The sequence below is a fragment of the Streptomyces yamdrokensis genome (assembly GCF_053890455.1).
This window is the reverse complement of sequence record NZ_CM132679.1, coordinates 3,347,891-3,364,808: the sequence shown is the minus strand read 5'-3', so window position 1 is coordinate 3,364,808 and position 16,918 is coordinate 3,347,891. Positions and strand designations below refer to the sequence as shown.

General features: G+C 71.5%; 12 protein-coding genes. 6 read left to right on the top strand and 6 right to left on the bottom strand.

The annotated features are described in order from the left end of the window. The first annotated feature begins 20 nt into the window (after positions 1 to 20). On the top strand, positions 21 to 911 hold the full coding sequence (locus ACWZEH_RS14680; protein WP_456199603.1) for an IS3 family transposase: 891 nt from the start codon (positions 21 to 23) through the stop codon (positions 909 to 911). 309 nt (positions 912 to 1,220) lie between these two features. Here the strand turns inward: ACWZEH_RS14680 and ACWZEH_RS14675 are convergent, their stop codons facing one another. Beyond that, a complete protein-coding gene (locus ACWZEH_RS14675; protein WP_456198753.1) occupies positions 1,221 to 1,739 on the bottom strand; it encodes a DUF2165 domain-containing protein in 519 nt (172 codons plus the stop codon). Between the two features lie 124 nt (positions 1,740 to 1,863). Between ACWZEH_RS14675 and ACWZEH_RS14670 the strand changes: the two genes are divergently transcribed. Both ACWZEH_RS14670 and ACWZEH_RS14665 read left to right on the top strand, forming a co-directional pair. Next, positions 1,864 to 4,359: a tetratricopeptide repeat protein gene (locus ACWZEH_RS14670; protein ID WP_456199602.1), complete on the top strand. Its 2,496-nt coding sequence runs from the start codon at positions 1,864 to 1,866 to the stop codon at positions 4,357 to 4,359. A gap of 135 nt (positions 4,360 to 4,494) precedes the next feature. Then, complete coding sequence (locus ACWZEH_RS14665) at positions 4,495 to 5,631, top strand: ADP-ribosylglycohydrolase family protein (protein WP_456198752.1); 1,137 nt, start codon at positions 4,495 to 4,497, stop codon at positions 5,629 to 5,631. A gap of 64 nt (positions 5,632 to 5,695) precedes the next feature. Here ACWZEH_RS14665 and ACWZEH_RS14660 read toward each other — a convergent pair whose 3' ends face one another. From ACWZEH_RS14660 to ACWZEH_RS14650, 3 genes are all read right to left on the bottom strand, one after another. Then, the gene (locus ACWZEH_RS14660; RefSeq protein ID WP_456198750.1) at positions 5,696 to 7,264 is read right to left on the bottom strand and encodes a sodium:solute symporter family protein; all 1,569 of its coding nucleotides are present in this window, start codon (positions 7,262 to 7,264) and stop codon (positions 5,696 to 5,698) included. 366 nt (positions 7,265 to 7,630) lie between these two features. Then, entirely contained in the window at positions 7,631 to 9,514 is a 1,884-nt protein-coding gene (locus ACWZEH_RS14655; protein WP_456198749.1) for a DUF2339 domain-containing protein, read from the bottom strand. A gap of 255 nt (positions 9,515 to 9,769) precedes the next feature. Next, positions 9,770 to 12,421, bottom strand: coding sequence for a D-alanyl-D-alanine carboxypeptidase (locus tag ACWZEH_RS14650; RefSeq protein WP_456198747.1), 2,652 nt, complete (start codon positions 12,419 to 12,421; stop codon positions 9,770 to 9,772). 228 nt (positions 12,422 to 12,649) lie between these two features. Here ACWZEH_RS14650 and ACWZEH_RS14645 point away from each other — a divergent pair, with 228 nt between their 5' ends. The 3 genes from ACWZEH_RS14645 to ACWZEH_RS14635 all read left to right on the top strand — a co-directional run bounded on the left by ACWZEH_RS14645 (position 12,650) and on the right by ACWZEH_RS14635 (position 14,986). Then, positions 12,650 to 13,411, top strand: coding sequence for a GOLPH3/VPS74 family protein (locus ACWZEH_RS14645; protein ID WP_456198746.1), 762 nt, complete (start codon positions 12,650 to 12,652; stop codon positions 13,409 to 13,411). A 297-nt stretch (positions 13,412 to 13,708) separates the two neighbouring features. Beyond that, positions 13,709 to 14,566 carry a helix-turn-helix domain-containing protein gene (locus tag ACWZEH_RS14640; protein WP_456198745.1) on the top strand — a complete coding sequence of 286 codons (858 nt, stop codon included), beginning with the start codon at positions 13,709 to 13,711 and terminating at the stop codon, positions 14,564 to 14,566. A gap of 228 nt (positions 14,567 to 14,794) precedes the next feature. Further along, entirely contained in the window at positions 14,795 to 14,986 is a 192-nt protein-coding gene (locus ACWZEH_RS14635) for a DUF397 domain-containing protein (protein WP_456198743.1), read from the top strand. Between the two features lie 224 nt (positions 14,987 to 15,210). Here the strand turns inward: ACWZEH_RS14635 and ACWZEH_RS14630 are convergent, their stop codons facing one another. Further along, complete coding sequence (locus tag ACWZEH_RS14630; protein ID WP_456199600.1) at positions 15,211 to 16,062, bottom strand: MerR family transcriptional regulator; 852 nt, start codon at positions 16,060 to 16,062, stop codon at positions 15,211 to 15,213. A gap of 139 nt (positions 16,063 to 16,201) precedes the next feature. Continuing rightward, positions 16,202 to 16,711, bottom strand: coding sequence for a glutathione peroxidase (locus tag ACWZEH_RS14625; RefSeq protein ID WP_456198741.1), 510 nt, complete (start codon positions 16,709 to 16,711; stop codon positions 16,202 to 16,204). Positions 16,712 to 16,918: the final 207 nt, after the last annotated feature.

The window sequence follows — 16,918 nt, the reverse complement described above, 5'->3', positions numbered from 1 at the left end:
CTGCGGCACGGTGTCGTTTCATCGGTGCGGGGAGGGCATCGGAGGGTAATCCTGCGGGTCACAGTGTTGCGTTTCTGTGCCGTGTGCTGGGAGTGACCCGTTCCGCCTACTACGCGCACCGGGCGTCACGGTCGGCCCGGACGGTGCGGGAGCGGGCCGAGGAGGTGCTGGTGGGTGGGATCCGGGTGCTTCACGCCGGATCTCGCGGTGCCTACGGGGCCCCGCGGATCCACGCCGCCCTGCGGCGGGCCGGGCGGGTGGTGAACTCCAAGAGGGTCGAGCGGCTGATGCGCAAGCACCGGATCGTCGGGATCACCCGCCGCCGGCGTCGGGGTCTGACCCGGCAGGCGAAGCGGGCGGTGTTCGCGCCCGACCTGATCGGCCGGGACTTCACCGCGCCCCGGCCCGGGGTGCGCCTGGTCGGCGACATGACTGAACTGGGCACGCGGGAAGGGAAGTTGTATCTGGCGACCTGTATCGATCTCGCGACGCGGGTGGTGGTCGGCTGGGCGATGGCCGATCACCACCGCGCCGAGCTGCCGGTCGCCGCCTTGCGGATGGCGGCCGGGCGTGGCGGCCTGGAGCACGGTTGCGTCATGCATACGGATCGCGGCAGCGAGTACACGAGTGACGAATTCCGCACCGAAATACGCAAGTTGCGCATGAGGCAGTCGATGGGGCGCGTCGGCTCTTGTTGCGATAATGCCGCTGCGGAAAGCTGGTTCGCCATCCTGAAAGCGGAGATCGGGACGACCATGTGGGATACCCGGGAGGCCGCCCGGGCCGACGTTTTCCGCCACGTCGAGGTCGAGTACAACCGCAGCCGGCTCCGTCGGCACCCCGACTACGGGTACGTCACCCCGCTCGAAACGAGATCCCTGCTCAGGCAGAACCTCGCCCCGGCAGCGTAAACACCCGCTGTCCAGTTCGCGGGGGGAACTCCACACTCACCCGCCCCCATCGCGGCAGGCTGATCGACTGGATGTCACGTGATGTCGCGTCCAAGTCCGTCGCGCTCCTTCGTCGTTCGGATGCGCAACGTGTACCGGCTAGACCAAGCGGGTGAGGCACACGCCTCCGGCGTGTCGTCTCGTAGTCCGGTCAACACCTCTGTGCCTGGTCGAGGGTCTCGGCGACGCGCTTCGGGTTCTTCGAGAGTTCGGAGAAGGCGGCCGTGGGGGTGGACATGGCGCCACCGCACTTCGGAACGTATTCCGAAGTCAATCGCCGGAATGCCCGGTTCGCCCGGTGTCAAGCCCCGGCAGCTGGTTGACCAGCAGGACCACCCCGCTGAAGACGAACGCCCGGGTCGCCGCGTCCAGGCCGTTCCAGTCCGCCGACTGCCACATCGCGAACCACTCGCCGCCGATCGCGAGGAAACCGGCGCCGAACAGGAGCATGACCATGAGGAGGCCGTAGGTGGAGACGCGGCGGGCGCGGGTGTGGTCGCGGCGGGCCCGGAGCCAGGTGCCGTAGGCCAGGACCAGCGCGGCCACCGTCTCCCATACGATGATCGCCACGTACGCCGCGTCCTGGAGCCCTTCGTGCGTGATCGCGCGCCACATCAGGTCGTCGTCCTCGAACGTGGTGTCCATGGCCAGGACGTGCCGGACGAACTCCTGGTTCGTGCCGAAGTCCGTGATGTTGCCGAAGGCGACGAGTGCCATGTAGAGGGCGACGGAAGCGGTGAGCAGCGCGGCGGTCAGCGGGAGCGCGCCCCGTGCGGTGGTGGTGGACATGGCGGGTTTCTTCCCCGTCCGACGGCCCGTGTCCCGTACGCATTGAGACAGAATGGGGCCCGTCGGGTCGGGGACAGGGCCAGGAGGGCGGAGGGGCGTACGCGTGGCGCAGGCACGGCCGTCGATGCAGCAGCTCGTCCAACAGCGCCACCGCGCCGGGTTCGTGGCCCGCGATGCCGAACGGGAGCTGTTCCGGGCGAACTTCGACACCCCGCCGGAGGACGAACGGCACCGGTTCCTCTTCCACGTGCACGGCGACGCGGGTGTCGGAAAGACTTTCCTGGTGCGGGAGTTCGAGCAGCTGGCGCGGGCGCGCGGCGCGTTGACGGCCTACGTCGACGAGAGTGCGGGCGGCGTGCCGGAGGCGCTGGACGCGATGTGCCGCCAGTTCGCGGCCCAGGGGCACCGGGCCAAGGACCTGGAGCGGCTCCTGGCCACCTACCGCGAGCGGCGCCACGAGGCGGAGACGGCCGTCCTCGCCGCGCTGGAACCGGAAGCGCAGGACCCGTCGGCGGGCAGCATGGCGGTCGCCCGTGCCGGACTGGCCGGGCTCGGCATGGTCCCGGGCCTCGGCGCCTTCACCGGTGTCCTCGACCCCGCCCAACTCGCCCAGGGAGCCGACCGGTTGCGCGCCGGTCTCGGCGCCCGCTTCCGCAACCACGAGGACGTGCGGCTCGTCCTCGACCCGGAGAGCGTCCTCACCCCCGTGCTGGCCGGCGAACTGTCCGACGCCGCCGCCTCGGTGCCGTGGATCGTCCTGTTCTTCGACACGTACGAACGCACCGGCTCCTTCCTGGACGGCTGGCTGCGCGACCTCGTGACCACCGACCGGCACGGCGGGCTGCCCGCCACGGTCGTCGTCGTCACCGCCGGCCGAAGTCCCTTCGACCTCGGCCGCTGGGGCGGCTTCGCGGACGTCGTGACCGCCCTGCCGCTGCACCCGTTCACGGAGGCGGAGGCGCGCGGGCTGCTCGCGGCCCGGGGTGTCACGGCCGAACCCGTCGTCGCCGAGGTGCTCCGGCTCACGGGTGGCCTTCCGGTCCTGGTGTCCACCCTGGCCAAAACCCGGCCCACCGGCCCCCACGACCTGTACGACCCGAGCTCCACGGCGGTGGAGCGCTTCCTGAAGTGGGAGCCCGATCCGGTGCGCAGGTCCGCCGCGCTCGCGGGAGCGCTGCCGCGCTGGCTGGACGCGGACGTGTTCTGGGCCGTGGCCGACTGCCCGCGGGAGCAACTCGACGAGCTGTACTCCTGGGTGGGCGACCTGCCCTTCACCGATGAACGCACGGCCCGGCTGCACTACCACGACGTGGTGCGGGCGCCGATGCTGCGGCTGCAGCGCGGCCGCTCACCACGGGGCTGGGCGGAACGCCAGCGGCGGCTGGCGGACGTCTTCAGGCAGTGGCGCGAGGAGGCGGAGGCCGGGCGGGAAGCCGGAGAGCTGTGGTCGGACGAGGAGTGGCGCGAGCTGCTGCTGGCGGAGTCGTACCACCGGCTGTGCGTCCCGGAGCGGGAGGCGCTGACCGCCGTGCTGGGCGATCTCGTGGCGGCGTGCGACCAGGGGGAGTCCGTCGCGGCGCGGTGGGTGCGGGTCCTGGAGGAGGCCGGGCGGGACACCGACCGGGAGGCCGTGGCCGGACTCGGGCGGCGGTTGTCGGAGGCGCTCGCCGGAGGCGGGACGGAGGCCGTCCTCGAAGTGTTGCTGGCCGAGTACAGCCCGGTGCTGGGGCTGGTCCGATTCACCGGGGACGAGCCGTTCGGGGCCCCGTCGGGCGGCGGCCCGCACATCGTGCCGGGCGGAGCGGCGTGGGGCAGGCCGGGGGAGGGGGAAGCCGGGCAGACGCCCGACACGGGTGCGTCCGGCACGGGTGCGTCCGGCACGGGTCCGCCCGGCACGGGACCCGACGCGCCCGCCTGGAACGTCCTGCTGTCCACCGGGGCGACGGTGCGCGCGGTGCGCAGCCGGGCCGTGGCACGCGGTGTCCGGGGCGAGTACGCCGCCGCCGTCGCCGACCTGGACACCGCCCTCGCGCTGAGACCGGACGACCCGCGCAGCCTCGCCCTGCGCGGCGAGTACCACCGCACCCTCCGGCGTCACCACGAGGCACTGGCCGACCTGGGCCGGGCCGTGGGGCTGGACCCGGCCCACGACTACGCCTGGGCCTCCCTCGGCGCCACCCGCCTCGCCCTCGGTGAACCGGCCGCCGCGCTCACCGCCCTGGACCGTGCGCTGGCGCTCAAGCCGGACTACTCCTGGGCGCTCATCCGCCGGGCCCGGGTGTGGCGCGCGCTCGACGAACCCGCACGCCAACTGGCCGACCTGGACCGGGCGGTCGCCCTGCAACCCGACTCCCCCTGGGCCCACTGCGAACGCGGCGACGCCCTGCGTGCCGCCGGCCGGGACGAGGAGGCCCTCGCCCACTACGACCACGCCCTGGCCCTGGACCCCGGGTACGCGTCGGCGTACGCGAGCAGGGGCGTGGCCCTCTCCCGCCTCGGCCGCCACGACCGGGCGCTACGGGACCTGGACCGTGCTCTGGAACTGAGCCCGTCGTACGAGTGGGCGCGGACGCGGCGCGACGAGGTCCGGCACCGTCTGGACGAGGCCGGGCGTAGGTGACCAGGTGTGGTCGGGCCGGTCACTTCGGTCACCGCCCCCATACCTCTCCGTGCCCTGAACCGATCCTGATCCGACCGTCCCTGTTCGCATACAGTGCTTGGCGTCGCACGTACGCACGGTGTCCGGGAGGTCTGGGTGGACGTGACTGGCGGACCCGTGTGGGGGCGCCGCGAGCAGCAGGACTTCCGCAGCCGGGTGCGCGGAACACTGCTCGGGGTGGCCGTCGGGGACGCGCTGGGCGCGCCCGTGGACGGCCGGCGCGTGGACGCGATCCGTCAGGCGCACGGTGCCGCCGGCATCACCGGGCTCGCCCCCGCCCACGGCCGGCTTGGCGCCGTCACCCATCTCACCCAGATGACACTGTTCTCCGTGGACGGCCTGATCCGCGCCCAGGTGCGGCGCGACACCGGTGCCTGGCACCCGCCGACCGATCTGCACCGCGCGTATCTGCGCTGGGCCACCACCCAGCGGGACTGGGGGCCCGACGAGCGCCGCAAGGAGGACGGGTGGCTCGCCCGTGAGGAGTGGCTCTACGCCCGACGCGACCCGGCCCGCGCGCTGCTGATCGGGCTCGGGGACGAGAGGATGGGGACGCCCGAGGCGCCCAAGAACCCCGGTGAGACGGGCCCCGAGGCGGCGGCCCGGTCGGCGCCCTTCGGGCTGCTCGTCGGCTGGGAGCCGCAGCTCGTCGCCCAGCTCGCCGTGGAGTGCGCGGCGCAGACCCACGGTCATCCGACCGCCTGCCTCGCGGCCGGCGCGTACGCGGTGATCGTGCACGGGCTGGCCCGGGGCGAGACCCTCGACACGGCGGTGCAGCGGGCACTCGCGCTGCTGGCCGAACGGCCGGGGCACCAGCCCGTGTCGGACGCCCTGCAGCACGCCCTGGGCGCCGTGCGGCAGGGGATGCCCACGCCGGAGCGGGTGACCCGGCTGAGCGGGGCCGGGGCCGCCGAGGGGCTCGTCGCCGTCGCCGTGTACTGCGCGCTGGTGGGGGAGGACGTACGGCACGGGCTGTGCCTCGCCGTCAACCAGGACGGGCCCAGCGCGGCGGCCGGTGCGCTGACCGGTGGGCTGCTGGGGGCCCTTTACGGCGAAACGGCCCTCCCGCCGGCCTGGCTGGCCGAACTGGAGGGCCGTCCCACGCTGCTGGAACTCGCCGACGACTTCGCCATGGAGATGACCCAGGGGCCCGCCCTGCACGGGCCCGCCGGGTCGTCCCCGGCCTGGATGGCGCGCTATCCGAGGGGAACGGGCGGCTCCCTGACCGGGTGACTCCCGTGACGTCCCGGACTTCCGCGCCCCGTGATCCGTGGCCCGTGACCCGTGGCGGGCGGCCCTAGTCCGTCGTCCGGGCGGGTGCCGCGTCCGGGGCTCCGGACCGCGCCGGCACGGCCGCCGCGGCGGAGTCGTCACCGTCGGTGTTGATGCGCTCGATGACCGCCATCCGTTCCGGGGTGTCCTCCGGCTTCGCGTAGCCGATCAGGACGTACAGGACCAGTGAGACGGCGAGCGGGATCGAGACCTGGTACTCCAGGGGCACGCCCCCCTCGACGGCCCAGTTGACGGGGTAGTTGACCAGCCAGAAGGCCAGCAGGCCCATGGACCAGCTGGTGAGCGCCGCGGTCGGGCCCGAACGGCGGAACGGCCGCAGCAGACCCAGCATCATCGGGATGGCGATCGGGCCCATCAGGCCGGCCACCCATTTGATGACCACGGTGATGATGTCCTTGAACGTGGGCGAGTCCACCTGTGTCGCCACCGCCATGGACAGGCCGAGGAAGACCACGGTCGTCACCCGGGCCGCGAGCAGCCCCGACCGGTCGTTCCAGCGCCGCGCCCTCGCCGACAGCACCGGGGCGACGTCCCGGGTGAACACGGCCGCGATGGCGTTGGCGTCCGAGGAGCACATCGCCATCGTGTGGGAGAAGAAGCCGACGATGACCAGGCCCAACAGGCCGTGCGGCAGCAACTGTTCGGTCATCAGCGCGTACGAGTCGGAGCCGTCCGCCTTCTGGGACTCCACCAGCAGCGGCGACATCCACATCGGGAAGAACAGCACCAGCGGCCAGACCAGCCACAGCACCGCCGAGAGCCGCGCCGAGCGCTCCGCCTCGCGGGGTGTGGCCGTGGCCATGTACCGCTGGGCCTGGTTGAGCATGCCGCCGTTGTACTCGAAGAGCTTGATGAACAGGAACGCCAGCAGGAAGACCGTGCCGTACGGCCCGACCAGCGGCTCCGCGTGACCCTGGAGTTCGGGCTCGTCCCACACGCCGAAGAAGCCGCCGTGGTCGCCGAGTTCGACCACCACCGCGAAGAACATGGCCAGACCGGCAAAGAGTTGGATGATGAACTGGCCCAGCTCCGTCAGCGCGTCCGCCCACAGGCCGCCGATGGTGCAGTAGACCGCCGTGACCACGCCGGTGATGAGGATGCCCTCGTTGAGCGAGACGCCGGTGAACACCGCCAGGAGCGTCGCGATCGCCGCCCACTTCGCGCCCACGTCCACGATCTTCAGCAGCATGCCGGACCAGGCCAGCGCCTGCTGGGTCTTCAGGTCGTAACGGTTCTTGAGGTACTCCAGCGGGGACGCCACATGGAGCCGGGAGCGCAGCCGGTTGATCCGCGGGGCGAACAGCTTCGACCCGATGGCGATACCGAGGGCGATGGGGAAGGACCAGGTGACGAAGGACGTCACGCCGTACGTGTACGCGATGCCGGCGTAGCCGGTGAACATCACCGCGCTGTAGCCCGACATGTGGTGGGAGATGCCCGAGAGCCACCAGGGCATCTTTCCCCCGGCCGTGAAGAAGTCGCTGACGTTGCCCACCCGCTTGTGCGACCAGACACCGATGGCGACCATCACCGCGAAGTAGCCGATGAGCACCGCCCAGTCGAGACTGTTCATGTCCCCCCTTCCAGGGTCCGCCTTGTGAACTCCGCTCAGCTGGTTGACACTTCGCCCGAGTGGGGTAGGTCTGCGGTGGGTCCGAGGTGCTTCTGCGACAGGGCGCGAAGTGCCCGCTCATCGTGAGTGCGCAGGTGTGAGCATGACAAGGAAGAGGAGGGTCAAGAGCGCGCAAAATGTTCATGCTGATGACCGGCGTTCACGATACTGAACGCTCGACTGGAGTGGAGAGCGCTGTGTCCGGCGGGGTGCACCCGCGTCGACGAGCTCCGTCACACGGCGACCCGTCCCACCCGGTGCGACGGCGCCGTGCCCGCCGGATCCGGTACGGCGCCGGCCGGTTCCCGGACCCGCCGCGTCAGCAGGTCAGCGCAGCTCCTCCGGGCACGGAGTGCCCCGCGGCACGTCGTACGGCGCCGCCAGCCGGTACGTGCCCGGCTCCGGCGCGAGCAGCACGGTCCACTTGTCGCCGTTCTCGTCCTCTTCGGTCTCCGTCAGACAGCCGTTGAGGTTGTCGTACGTCTTCGGCCGGTCCTCCCCGCCCTCGTCGACAGCGCCGTCGCCGTCGGAACGGTTCCTGGACTCCTCCGTCTCCTGCGGCCCCTCCAGCTTGTCGCCGTCCGCGTCGACGATGCTCAGCCACGGCGAGTACGGGATGCGCACGACGACCCGGCCCGCCTTCCCGACCCGCACCGTCATCTCGCTCTGGCTGGCCCGCTCCACGACCGCGTTCGGCTCGGCCAGTGAGGTCGGGTCGTTCACCGCGAACAGCTGCCAGTTGGCGTCGCCCCAGATCTGCTGGAGATACGGCAGCCCCCGCTGCACCAGTTCCCGCTCCCGCTTACTGCCGTCACCGTCCGGCTCGTCCTTCGGCAGCACCACGAAGTGCACCGCCCACCGCTTCAGCCACTCGTGGTAGTTGGCCGAATTGAGGGTGTCGTCGTAGAAGAGCGGGTTGCGCTCCATGTCGGCCTGCCGGTTCCAGCCCCGCGCCAGATTGACGTACGGCGCGAGCGCCGAGGCCTCGCGGTGCGAACGCGCCGGGACGACCTCCACCCGCCCCTTGTCGGCGCCGACCTCCTGGAGCTCGTTCACCAGCGGCGCGAGCTCCCGCGCCCAGGACGCGGTCGGCGTCGTGTGCACGACGTCGTCGACCGACTTGAAGCCGATCCACCCGACGAACCCGACGAACGCCACGACGATCGCGTACCACTTACGGCTCCGCGGCACGGCGAACGGCAGCGCCGCCACCAGCGCCACCCCGGCGAACAGCATCGCCAGCCGCGTGATGTTGGAACCGATCTGCGAACTCACCAGCCAGACCAGCACCACGCCCAGCCCGTACACCGCGGCCGTGATCCGGACCGTGATCCACTCCCGGGGCACCAGGACGTACACCAGCACGGAGAACACCAGGGGCAGGACCACCGAACCGAATCCCATCGGCTGCGTCCCCGAGAACGGGAACATCCAGGCCGACACCGCCACCACCGCGGTCGGCCCCAGCCCCAGCGCCCACGCCCCCGGCCGCCGCTTCTGCAGGAACAGCGCCACCGCCACCAGCCCCACGAACAGGCCCGCGACCGGCGAGGACATCGTGGCCAGCGCCGCCAGCGGCGCCGCGCACAGGGCCTTCGCCCAGCGCTTGTAGCGCCAGCGGTACGGCCAGCAGAACACGACGGCGACCGCGGCCAGCCCGAACACCATGCCCAGCCCGAACGTCACCCGTCCCGAAGCCGCGTTGCCCAGCAGTCCGAACACGCCCGCGAGCGCGGCCCACAGCGGATTGCGCACCGCCCGGCTGCGGATCAGCAGCATCGTCAGCAGCGCGGCCGACACCGTCCCCGCGAGCATCATCGTCGTCCGCACACCGAGGGCCGACATCAGATACGGCGACACCACGCTGTACGACACCGCGTGCATCCCGCCGTACCAGGCCATGTTGTACGCGGAGTCGGGATGCCGGCCGACGAACTCGGCCCAGGCGTCCTGCGCCGCGAGGTCACCGCCACTGTTCGCGAACGTGAAGAACCAGACGACGTGCAGCGCACCGGCGAGCGCGGTGACGGACAGCACCGGATACCGCAGCATCCGGGCACGCACGGCCCAGACGGCTGCCTCGGGGCGGGAAGCGCGGGGGGAGACGAGGGCACCCGGCGGCTGCCCGTCGGCTTCCGGCAGGGGTATTCGCGGGCCGGACTCCGGGCCCGGATCGGCGTCGTCGGCGCGTGTCGGCTCCGCAGTGGCCACCTGAAGGCACTCCCCGTATGGCGTCTTCGTCTCGCGTCTTCGTGTTCGCGTCGTCGTAGCGCGTCGTCGTGGTGCGTGGTGCGTGGTGCGTGGTCGTGATGTGTGGTGCGTGGTCCGGTCACGGTAGCGGTAGCGGTGCGATCACCGGCCACCCGCCCGTTTCGCGACGCTAGCACGCACCCCGCCGGCCGCCGCCCGCGGTGGGCACCGGTCGGCGGGGTGCGATGCCCGCCGTTCGTCGTCGATCGTCGTCGATCAGCTCACGCGCGTGAGCTTGTCCGTGAAGCCCGGTTCCACGAGGTCCTCCTGGAGAGCGACAGGGACCTTGACGGCACCGCTGTCCGTGCCGTCGCCCACGGTGAGCGAGCCCACCTCCGTACCGGCCTTCGCCTGGTGCGGCACCTCCTCCCCGGCGAACGTCAGCTTCACCTTCAGCCCCGGCCAGCCGGCGGCCTCCACGTCCTCGGTGAGGGCGACGGGCGTCCGGCCGCCCAGCCCGTCGTCCACGTACCCGACGACACTGCCCTTCTCCAGGACCGTCGCCGACTCGAGTGCCTCCTGCGCCGCCCGGATCAGCTGGTCGCCCGCGGAGAGCGCACCGGCCAGGATCGTGTTGTCGGCACCGCCCGCGGGCTGGCGCACCACGGCGCCGACGATGGTCCGGGTCTCGCCGTCGACGTCCTTCTTCGCGGCGAAGACGAGGTTGCCGAGCGCCGAGGTGGTCGTTCCGGTCTTGATGCCGACGACGCCGTTGGACCCCACCAGCTGGTTCCAGTTGGGGTGGTTGACACCCTTGTAGTCGTCGTACGACATCATCGCGGCGATCTCACGGAAGGCGGGCTGCTTCATCGCGGCCCTGGCCAGCTTCACCTGGTCCACGGCCGTGCTCACCGTCGTGTCGTACAGACCCGAGGGGTCCGTGTACGTCGTGTTGGTCATGCCGAGGTCCTCGGCGGTCTTGTTCATCTTCTCGATGAACGCCTTCTCGGACCCGGCGTCCCAGCGGGCGAGCAGCCGCGCCACGTTGTTCGCGGACGCGATCAGCACGGCCTCCAGCGCCTCCCGCTGCGAGATCTCGTCACCGGAGGTCACGTTCACGGTCGACTCCTGCCCGGCGTCGGACTGCTCCTCCGCGGCGTCGTCGATATCGATCATCGGACCCTCGGCGCCGCTCTCGAGCGGGTGCTCGCGCAGGATCAGATACGTGGTCATGACCTTGGCGACACTGGCGATCGGCACGGGCTTCTGCTCACCGGAGGAGCCGAAGGTGCCGATGCCCTGCACGTCCAGCGCGGCCTGCCCGTCGGCCGGCCACGGGATGTCGACCTTGCCGCCGTCGAAGGTGTAACTGTCCTCCGCGGTCAGTTCGAGGGTGGGGGTGGGGAGCGCGCGCATGTTCTGTACGACCGCGAAAACGATCACCAGGAGCGCGACCAGCGGCGTCCAGATCTTGACCCGCCGCCAGGTCGTGCGCAGCGGCGTGTCCGGCGGCGGCGGGGTGTTGGTCAGCTCGGCCAGCAGATCCAGCGGCGGCTTGGGCGGCAGCGGCTGCTGCCGCGTCAGCTCCGGCCCGACCTGTGGGACGGAACGGGTGCCGCCGGCCGGGGGCGCGGACGGCGCGGAGGGCTGTGCCCGGGCAGAAGGCGGCAGCCGCAGCGAGGTGGTGGCGGAGTCCCCGCCCTCCGGGAGCTTCGACGGCTTCGGAGGCTTACGGGTCTCGGGGTCGTCCAGGTCCTTGAGCGGCACGAACGTGCCGGCGCGCCGGGGCCCGGACTCGGGATCCGACTCGGGTTCGGCCTTGTCCCCGGCCCTGGGGTCCGACGTGGGCCCGGGTTCGGCCTCGTCGGCCGTGCCGGTGCCCTCGGCCGCGTCGCCCAGCTTGAGCATGGTGGTGGGCTGGTCGGCGGCGGGCGCCGAGGGGCGCGGGGCCTTGAAGACGGCGGTGGGCTGATCGGTGGGGGGCCCGGCCTCGCCGGTGCCGTCGCGGTCGTCGTCGTCCGTATCGGTGCCGTCGGCCCGGTCCGGGCTCGGCCCGGGAGCGGCCTCGGGCCCGGCACCGGCCTCGGGTTCGGACTTCGGCCCGGGGGTCGCGTCAGTGTCGTCGCTGTCGCTGTCGCTGTCGCTGTCGCTGTCGTCCTCGGCCGTGGGGGTGGCGTCGTCCTCGGGGGAGGTGTCAGCGGCGGCCCGGGAGGCGTCCTCGTCGGCGGCCGAGGCGTCCTCGTCGGTGCCGGCGACGGGTGCTGTGCCGGCGCCAGCCTCCGGCTCGGCCTCGGCCCCGCCCTCGGCGGCGGGCTCCGGCTCGCCCTCCGTGTCAGAACCGTCGGTCTCGTCGGACCTCTCGGGCGCGCCGGCGTCGTCGTCGGACCCGCCCTCGGAAGCCCCGCTGGAGCCCCCGTCCCGGCTCGCGCTGCCGTCCCTGCCGTCCTTCGGGCCGCTCTTGGCGCCCGTGTCGCCGTCACCGGCGTCCTCGGCCTCCTGAGTGCCCTCGGCGTCCTCGCGGCTCTCGCCCTGAGTCACCTCGTCCGCCGACCGCACCCACGCCACGACGACGGCATCCAACGGGTCTTCCTCGCCGTTCGCGGCGGAGCCGTCACGCCGGCCGGACGTCCCGTCCCCGGTCCCGGCGGAGTCCCCGGTCTCCTCGTCGTCGGTCTGCGCGTCGTGCACCGGAAGCACCCGAGTGGCCGTGTCCACACCCCCGCGCTCCCCCGCGGACTTCGACGACGTGGATGAATCCGACGTCGAAGCGTCCCGGGTAACCCCCAACCGGGGGTCCCGCTTCCCGGCGGAGCCCCCCTCGCTCCTGGCCCCGGGAACCGGACCCGTGCTCCCCGGCGTCGCTTCTTGCGACGACTCGCGCTGCTTCGACCTGTCGGGGGACTCGCCCGCCACCGATGCCTCCTCCATGCGCCGCGCGTCGCGCGTACGCCAACCGAACCGTGAACCCGTTCCGCCGCCCGCGACAGCGCTCCGCAGCCCTGTCCGAACCATCTACCAGTGTCCTGTGTGCGGACTTCCCCCACGTGGTAGACGAGAACGACATACCTATCGGTTCCCTTACAAACCAGTCACGTGCTCTCGACAGACCAATGTGAGAGGGGTCACCCTGTCATTCATCCACGCGGGGAGGCATGGATGGGCAGGAGCCGCAGAACACTTCCGGAAGAGCTTCTGCTGCTGGCGTTGGACCCGACCACGGGTACCACCGCACAGCCGCAGTCGCTCGACCTCGGTCTGGCCGGAGCGCAGCTAGTGGAGCTGGCGCTGGCCGGACGGATAGCCCCAGACGGGGATCGTATCGCCGTGGTGGTACCACGGCCGACTGGAGATCCGACATTGGACTGCGCGTTGGAGTTGCTGCGAAGGCGCGGCGCTCCGGTCCGGGCGGTCAACTGGATTGGCGGGCCGCGACTGGGGCTCCGCCAGACCTACCTCTCGTATCTGGAGCGGTGCGGCATGGTGCATGCCGTGGCCGGTCAGATGTGCGGGGTGCTGCCGACGACTCGCTACCAGGCGACGGACACCGAGATCAGCCGGGAGATCAGGGCCCGGCTGGACTCCGCGATCCGTACCGGCGTGCCACCGGACCCACGGACCGCGGCGCTCGCCGCACTGGCGCACGCCGTGGGCCTCGGCAAGCACCTGTACCCGGGGAACGAGGGTCGCTCCTCACGTTCCCGGTTGCGGGACCTGATCCGGCACGACCCGATGGGCGGCCTGGTGGCACACGCCGTGATGGACGTGCAGAACGGCGTGGCGGCCCAGCCACGCCGCAACCCGGCCCCGGCAGGAGGCCGTCAGGCCGCCACCGCCGGCGGCAGGGGCGGACCGGAACCCGCCCATGGCGTTCCGGCCCAACCGCGCCACGGATCCATGGCGCGCGCAGTGGCCCACTAGGACCACTGACCGGCCACGGCACCACGGCACCACGGACCCGGTCACGGGAGCCGCTGTCCGAGCGGGGTGGAGAGAGTGCGCGCACTCTCTCCACCCCGCTCGGCGTGCCGGAAACCCGCCACGGTACCGACTTCGCACCGTTCCGTGCCGCCGGCACCCCCGAACCGGGGTGTACCCGCTGGATATCCGCTGTTTCCCAGCGGCGGGAAGCGCCTTGGTGGCAGTCTGCTCAACACCAGATACGCAAAGTGGCAAGTACGAGTAAGTACGAGGCACGCAGCCGGAGGTGCACGTCCCGTGGCGTCCAATGTCAATCCCACCGTCAGGCGGCGCCGGCTGGGCCAGGAGCTGCGCAGGCTCCGTGAGCTCAAGGGCATGACGGCGGAGGAGGTGGCGGAGCGGCTGCTGGTGTCGCAGTCGAAGATCAGCCGGCTGGAGAACGGCCGGCGCAGCATCAGCCAGCGAGACGTCCGCGACCTCTGCGGCGTCTACGAGGTCGAGGACCAGAGGATCGTCGAGTCGCTGATGCAGATGGCCAAGGACTCCCGCCAGCAGGGCTGGTGGCACGCCTTCGGTGACATCCCGTACAGCGTCTACATCGGTCTGGAGACGGACGCGGAGTCGCTCAGGGTCTACGAACCGCAGATCATCACCGGCCTGTTGCAGACCCGCGCGTATGCGGAGGCGATCGTCCAGGGGGGTTCGCCGGAGTCGTCCGAGCAGGACAACGACAAGCGGGTCGAGGTCCGCCTGCGCCGGCAGAGCCGCATCACCGCCGGGACGGACCCGCTGCGACTGTGGGTGGTGCTGGACGAGGCGTCGTTGCACCGGGTCGTCGGCAGCCGGCAGGTCATGCGTGAACAGCTCGAGCACGTCATGGAGTTGTCGCAGCAGCCGCACATCACCGTGCAGGTCCTGCCGTTCGAGGTCGGCGCGCACTCCGGCATCAACGGCCAGTACTCCATCCTGGAGTTCTCGGACGCGGCCGATTCGAGCGTCGTGTACATCGAGGGCGTGACCAGCGACCTGTACCTGGAGAAGCCGCACGACGTGCAGAAGTACACCGTGATGTACGAGCACCTGCGGGCCCAGTCCCTGAACGTGGAGCAGTCCCGTCAGCTGGTCGAGCGGGTTGCGAAGGAATACGCGCGCTGACGTCCCGGCAGGCAAAAGGGCGGGATTCTACACCGCTGGCATGCCTGGTTGGAAGATTCTCCTGGAATATGTCACCCGGTCGAGTGAATGGCTGCTTCGAAAGAGGATGTTGGCGAGTAGCGTCGATCACGCCAACCGTCGGTGAAGGTTGGCGCAATCCGTTCTGCGGGCCCCTGCGGGAACGCGCAGTCCGGTGAGACCGACTCAGCAACTGGCTACGGAGCGAACATGGCAATTCGTCTGGGCACCACGGAAACGTGGACGACGTCCTCCCACACCAACAACAACGGCGCGTGCGTGATGGTCAGGTCGACCACCGAGGAGGCACTGGAGCTCGGGGACACCAAGGTTCCCGAGGGTCCGAAGCTGGCCTTCCCCACGGACGCGTGGAGCGCTTTCGTGGCCTCGGTGAAGGCCTGAGAGGGCCGGACCGCACAGAGACGGGCAGCGGGCCGCCAGCAGCCCCGACCCTACGACGGGGCACCTGTGGGCGGCACCAGCGCAAGCCCGTTCCAGGGCACCGTCACAAGTCCGGTCCCAGCACGACTGCACGACTGCACGACTGAAGAGCCCTCTCGACGAGATCGCCGTCCTTGCCGAGAGGGCTCGGCCCGTGCCCGCGTCCCGCAACCGCGACTACGCCGCTACCGCACCGGGAACGCCACGTCGCACACCGGGTCCTCGGCCCCCGCGGCGCCCCAGTCCGCGAAGTACACCTCCCGGCAGGGCCCCGCGGCCGTCAGCCCCGCGACCGCCATCCACTGCTCCACGGCCTCGAACGCGGCCAGAATCTGCGGATGAGCCACCTGCGCCTTGGCGATCCGGGTGCGGGCCAGCCGCTGGGCCGGCTCCACCCGCACCGCCGTTTCCCGGGCCCGCCCCTGCGCCTCGGCCCAGGCCCGTGCCGCCGCCTCGTCGGCGACCGGCACACACGCCTCGGCGGGACCGTCGCTCTCCATCGACACCTCGGAGTGGTAGGCGACGAACGGCACCCCGGCCACACCCCCGCACGCCGACGCGGCCTCCTCCAGCCGCCCCAGCGCCGCCCCGATCCAGGCCGGCAACTCGTCCGCCAGCGTGTGCCGCGTCTCGGTGATCAGCACCTGCCGCGGCACGGCCACCGTTTCGACCACGAACTTCCCGTACATCTCGCAGCTCCTCCCGGAGAGTCGTCCACGGAGGTACTCGGCGAGTGTCCGCTGCCCGGCGATCCGCGCCTCGACGTCCGCCCAGTAGGCGGCGAGCCGGTCGGCCGCCACGGCACCGTCGTCCGCGTCGACCACCTCGGCGATCCGGGCGAGCGGCATGTCCAACTGCCGCAACAGCGCCACCGTCCGGGCCCGCCCGACCTGGTCCGCCCGGTAGAACCGGTACCCGGTGGCCTCGTCGACCCGCGCCGGAACCAGCAGCCCCAGCCGGTCGTACAACCGCAACGCCTTGGCCGACAAACGCGCCCGCGCCGCGAACGCGCCGATGCCGAGCAGTTCCTCGTCCACTGCGCCGTCCTCCGCCGCCGGGCAGCCCTTCCGCCCGGCGACACGAACGCTCACCCCTGCCCCAGGGGCAAGGTCAACGCCCGGGCGAACCCGAGACCGCCGCACGCGGGGCCGCTCTCCTCGAGAAAGCTCCGCCCGGCTATCCGAGCGCGCCCTCGACCGCCGCCACGACCTCCGCCGACTCCGGCTCGGTCTGCGGCGAGAAGCGGGCGACGACCCTGCCGTCCCGCCCGATCAGGAACTTCTCGAAGTTCCAGCGGACGTCCCCGCTGTGCCCCTCGGAGTCGGCGAAGCCCACCAGCCGCTCGTACAGCGCGTGCCGCCCCTCCCCGTTGACGTCGACCTTCTCGGTCATGGGGAAGGTCACGCCGTACGTGGCGGAGCAGAACTCGGCGATCTCCTCCGAGGTACCGGGCTCCTGCCCCATGAACTGGTTGCAGGGCACGCCGAGCAGCGTGAAGCCCTTCGCCGCGTACTGCTCGTGCAGGCGCTCCAGCCCGGCGTACTGCGGGGTCAGCCCGCACTTGGAGGCCACGTTCACGACGAGCACGACCTGACCCGCATACCGCGCCAGCCCGGCGGAACCGCCGCTCAGAGCACCGATCTCGACATCGAGGGGAGAAGAACCGTTGGTCTCTACAGTCGTCATGACCGGATGCTAACTCCGCGACAGGACGCACCGCCCTCCGCCCGCCACGAAGGGTCCCCGATCTCACACACGGCCGGCCCGCGTCTCCTTCCTCCTCGCGCCCCCGGCCATCCACGCCCGACAGCCCGCTCGGGGGCGTCCCGGTCGTCAGTCCGCCCCTCAGCAGTCCTGGAGGGGTGCAGGGAAGGAGAACGGGGAGCCGACCCG

Bases quoted from the DNA above. Each gene is read 5' to 3' on its own strand.
- ACWZEH_RS14645 (WP_456198746.1), top strand. From the start codon at position 12,650: ATGGGCAGGAGCCGCAGAACACTTCCGGAAGAGCTTCTGCTGCTGGCG.
- ACWZEH_RS14625 (WP_456198741.1), bottom strand. From the start codon at position 16,711: ATGACGACTGTAGAGACCAACGGTTCTTCTCCCCTCGATGTCGAGATC.
- ACWZEH_RS14650 (WP_456198747.1), bottom strand. From the start codon at position 12,421: ATGGAGGAGGCATCGGTGGCGGGCGAGTCCCCCGACAGGTCGAAGCAG.
- ACWZEH_RS14675 (WP_456198753.1), bottom strand. From the start codon at position 1,739: ATGTCCACCACCACCGCACGGGGCGCGCTCCCGCTGACCGCCGCGCTG.
- ACWZEH_RS14635 (WP_456198743.1), top strand. From the start codon at position 14,795: ATGGCAATTCGTCTGGGCACCACGGAAACGTGGACGACGTCCTCCCAC.
- ACWZEH_RS14670 (WP_456199602.1), top strand. From the start codon at position 1,864: ATGCAGCAGCTCGTCCAACAGCGCCACCGCGCCGGGTTCGTGGCCCGC.
- ACWZEH_RS14660 (WP_456198750.1), bottom strand. From the start codon at position 7,264: ATGAACAGTCTCGACTGGGCGGTGCTCATCGGCTACTTCGCGGTGATG.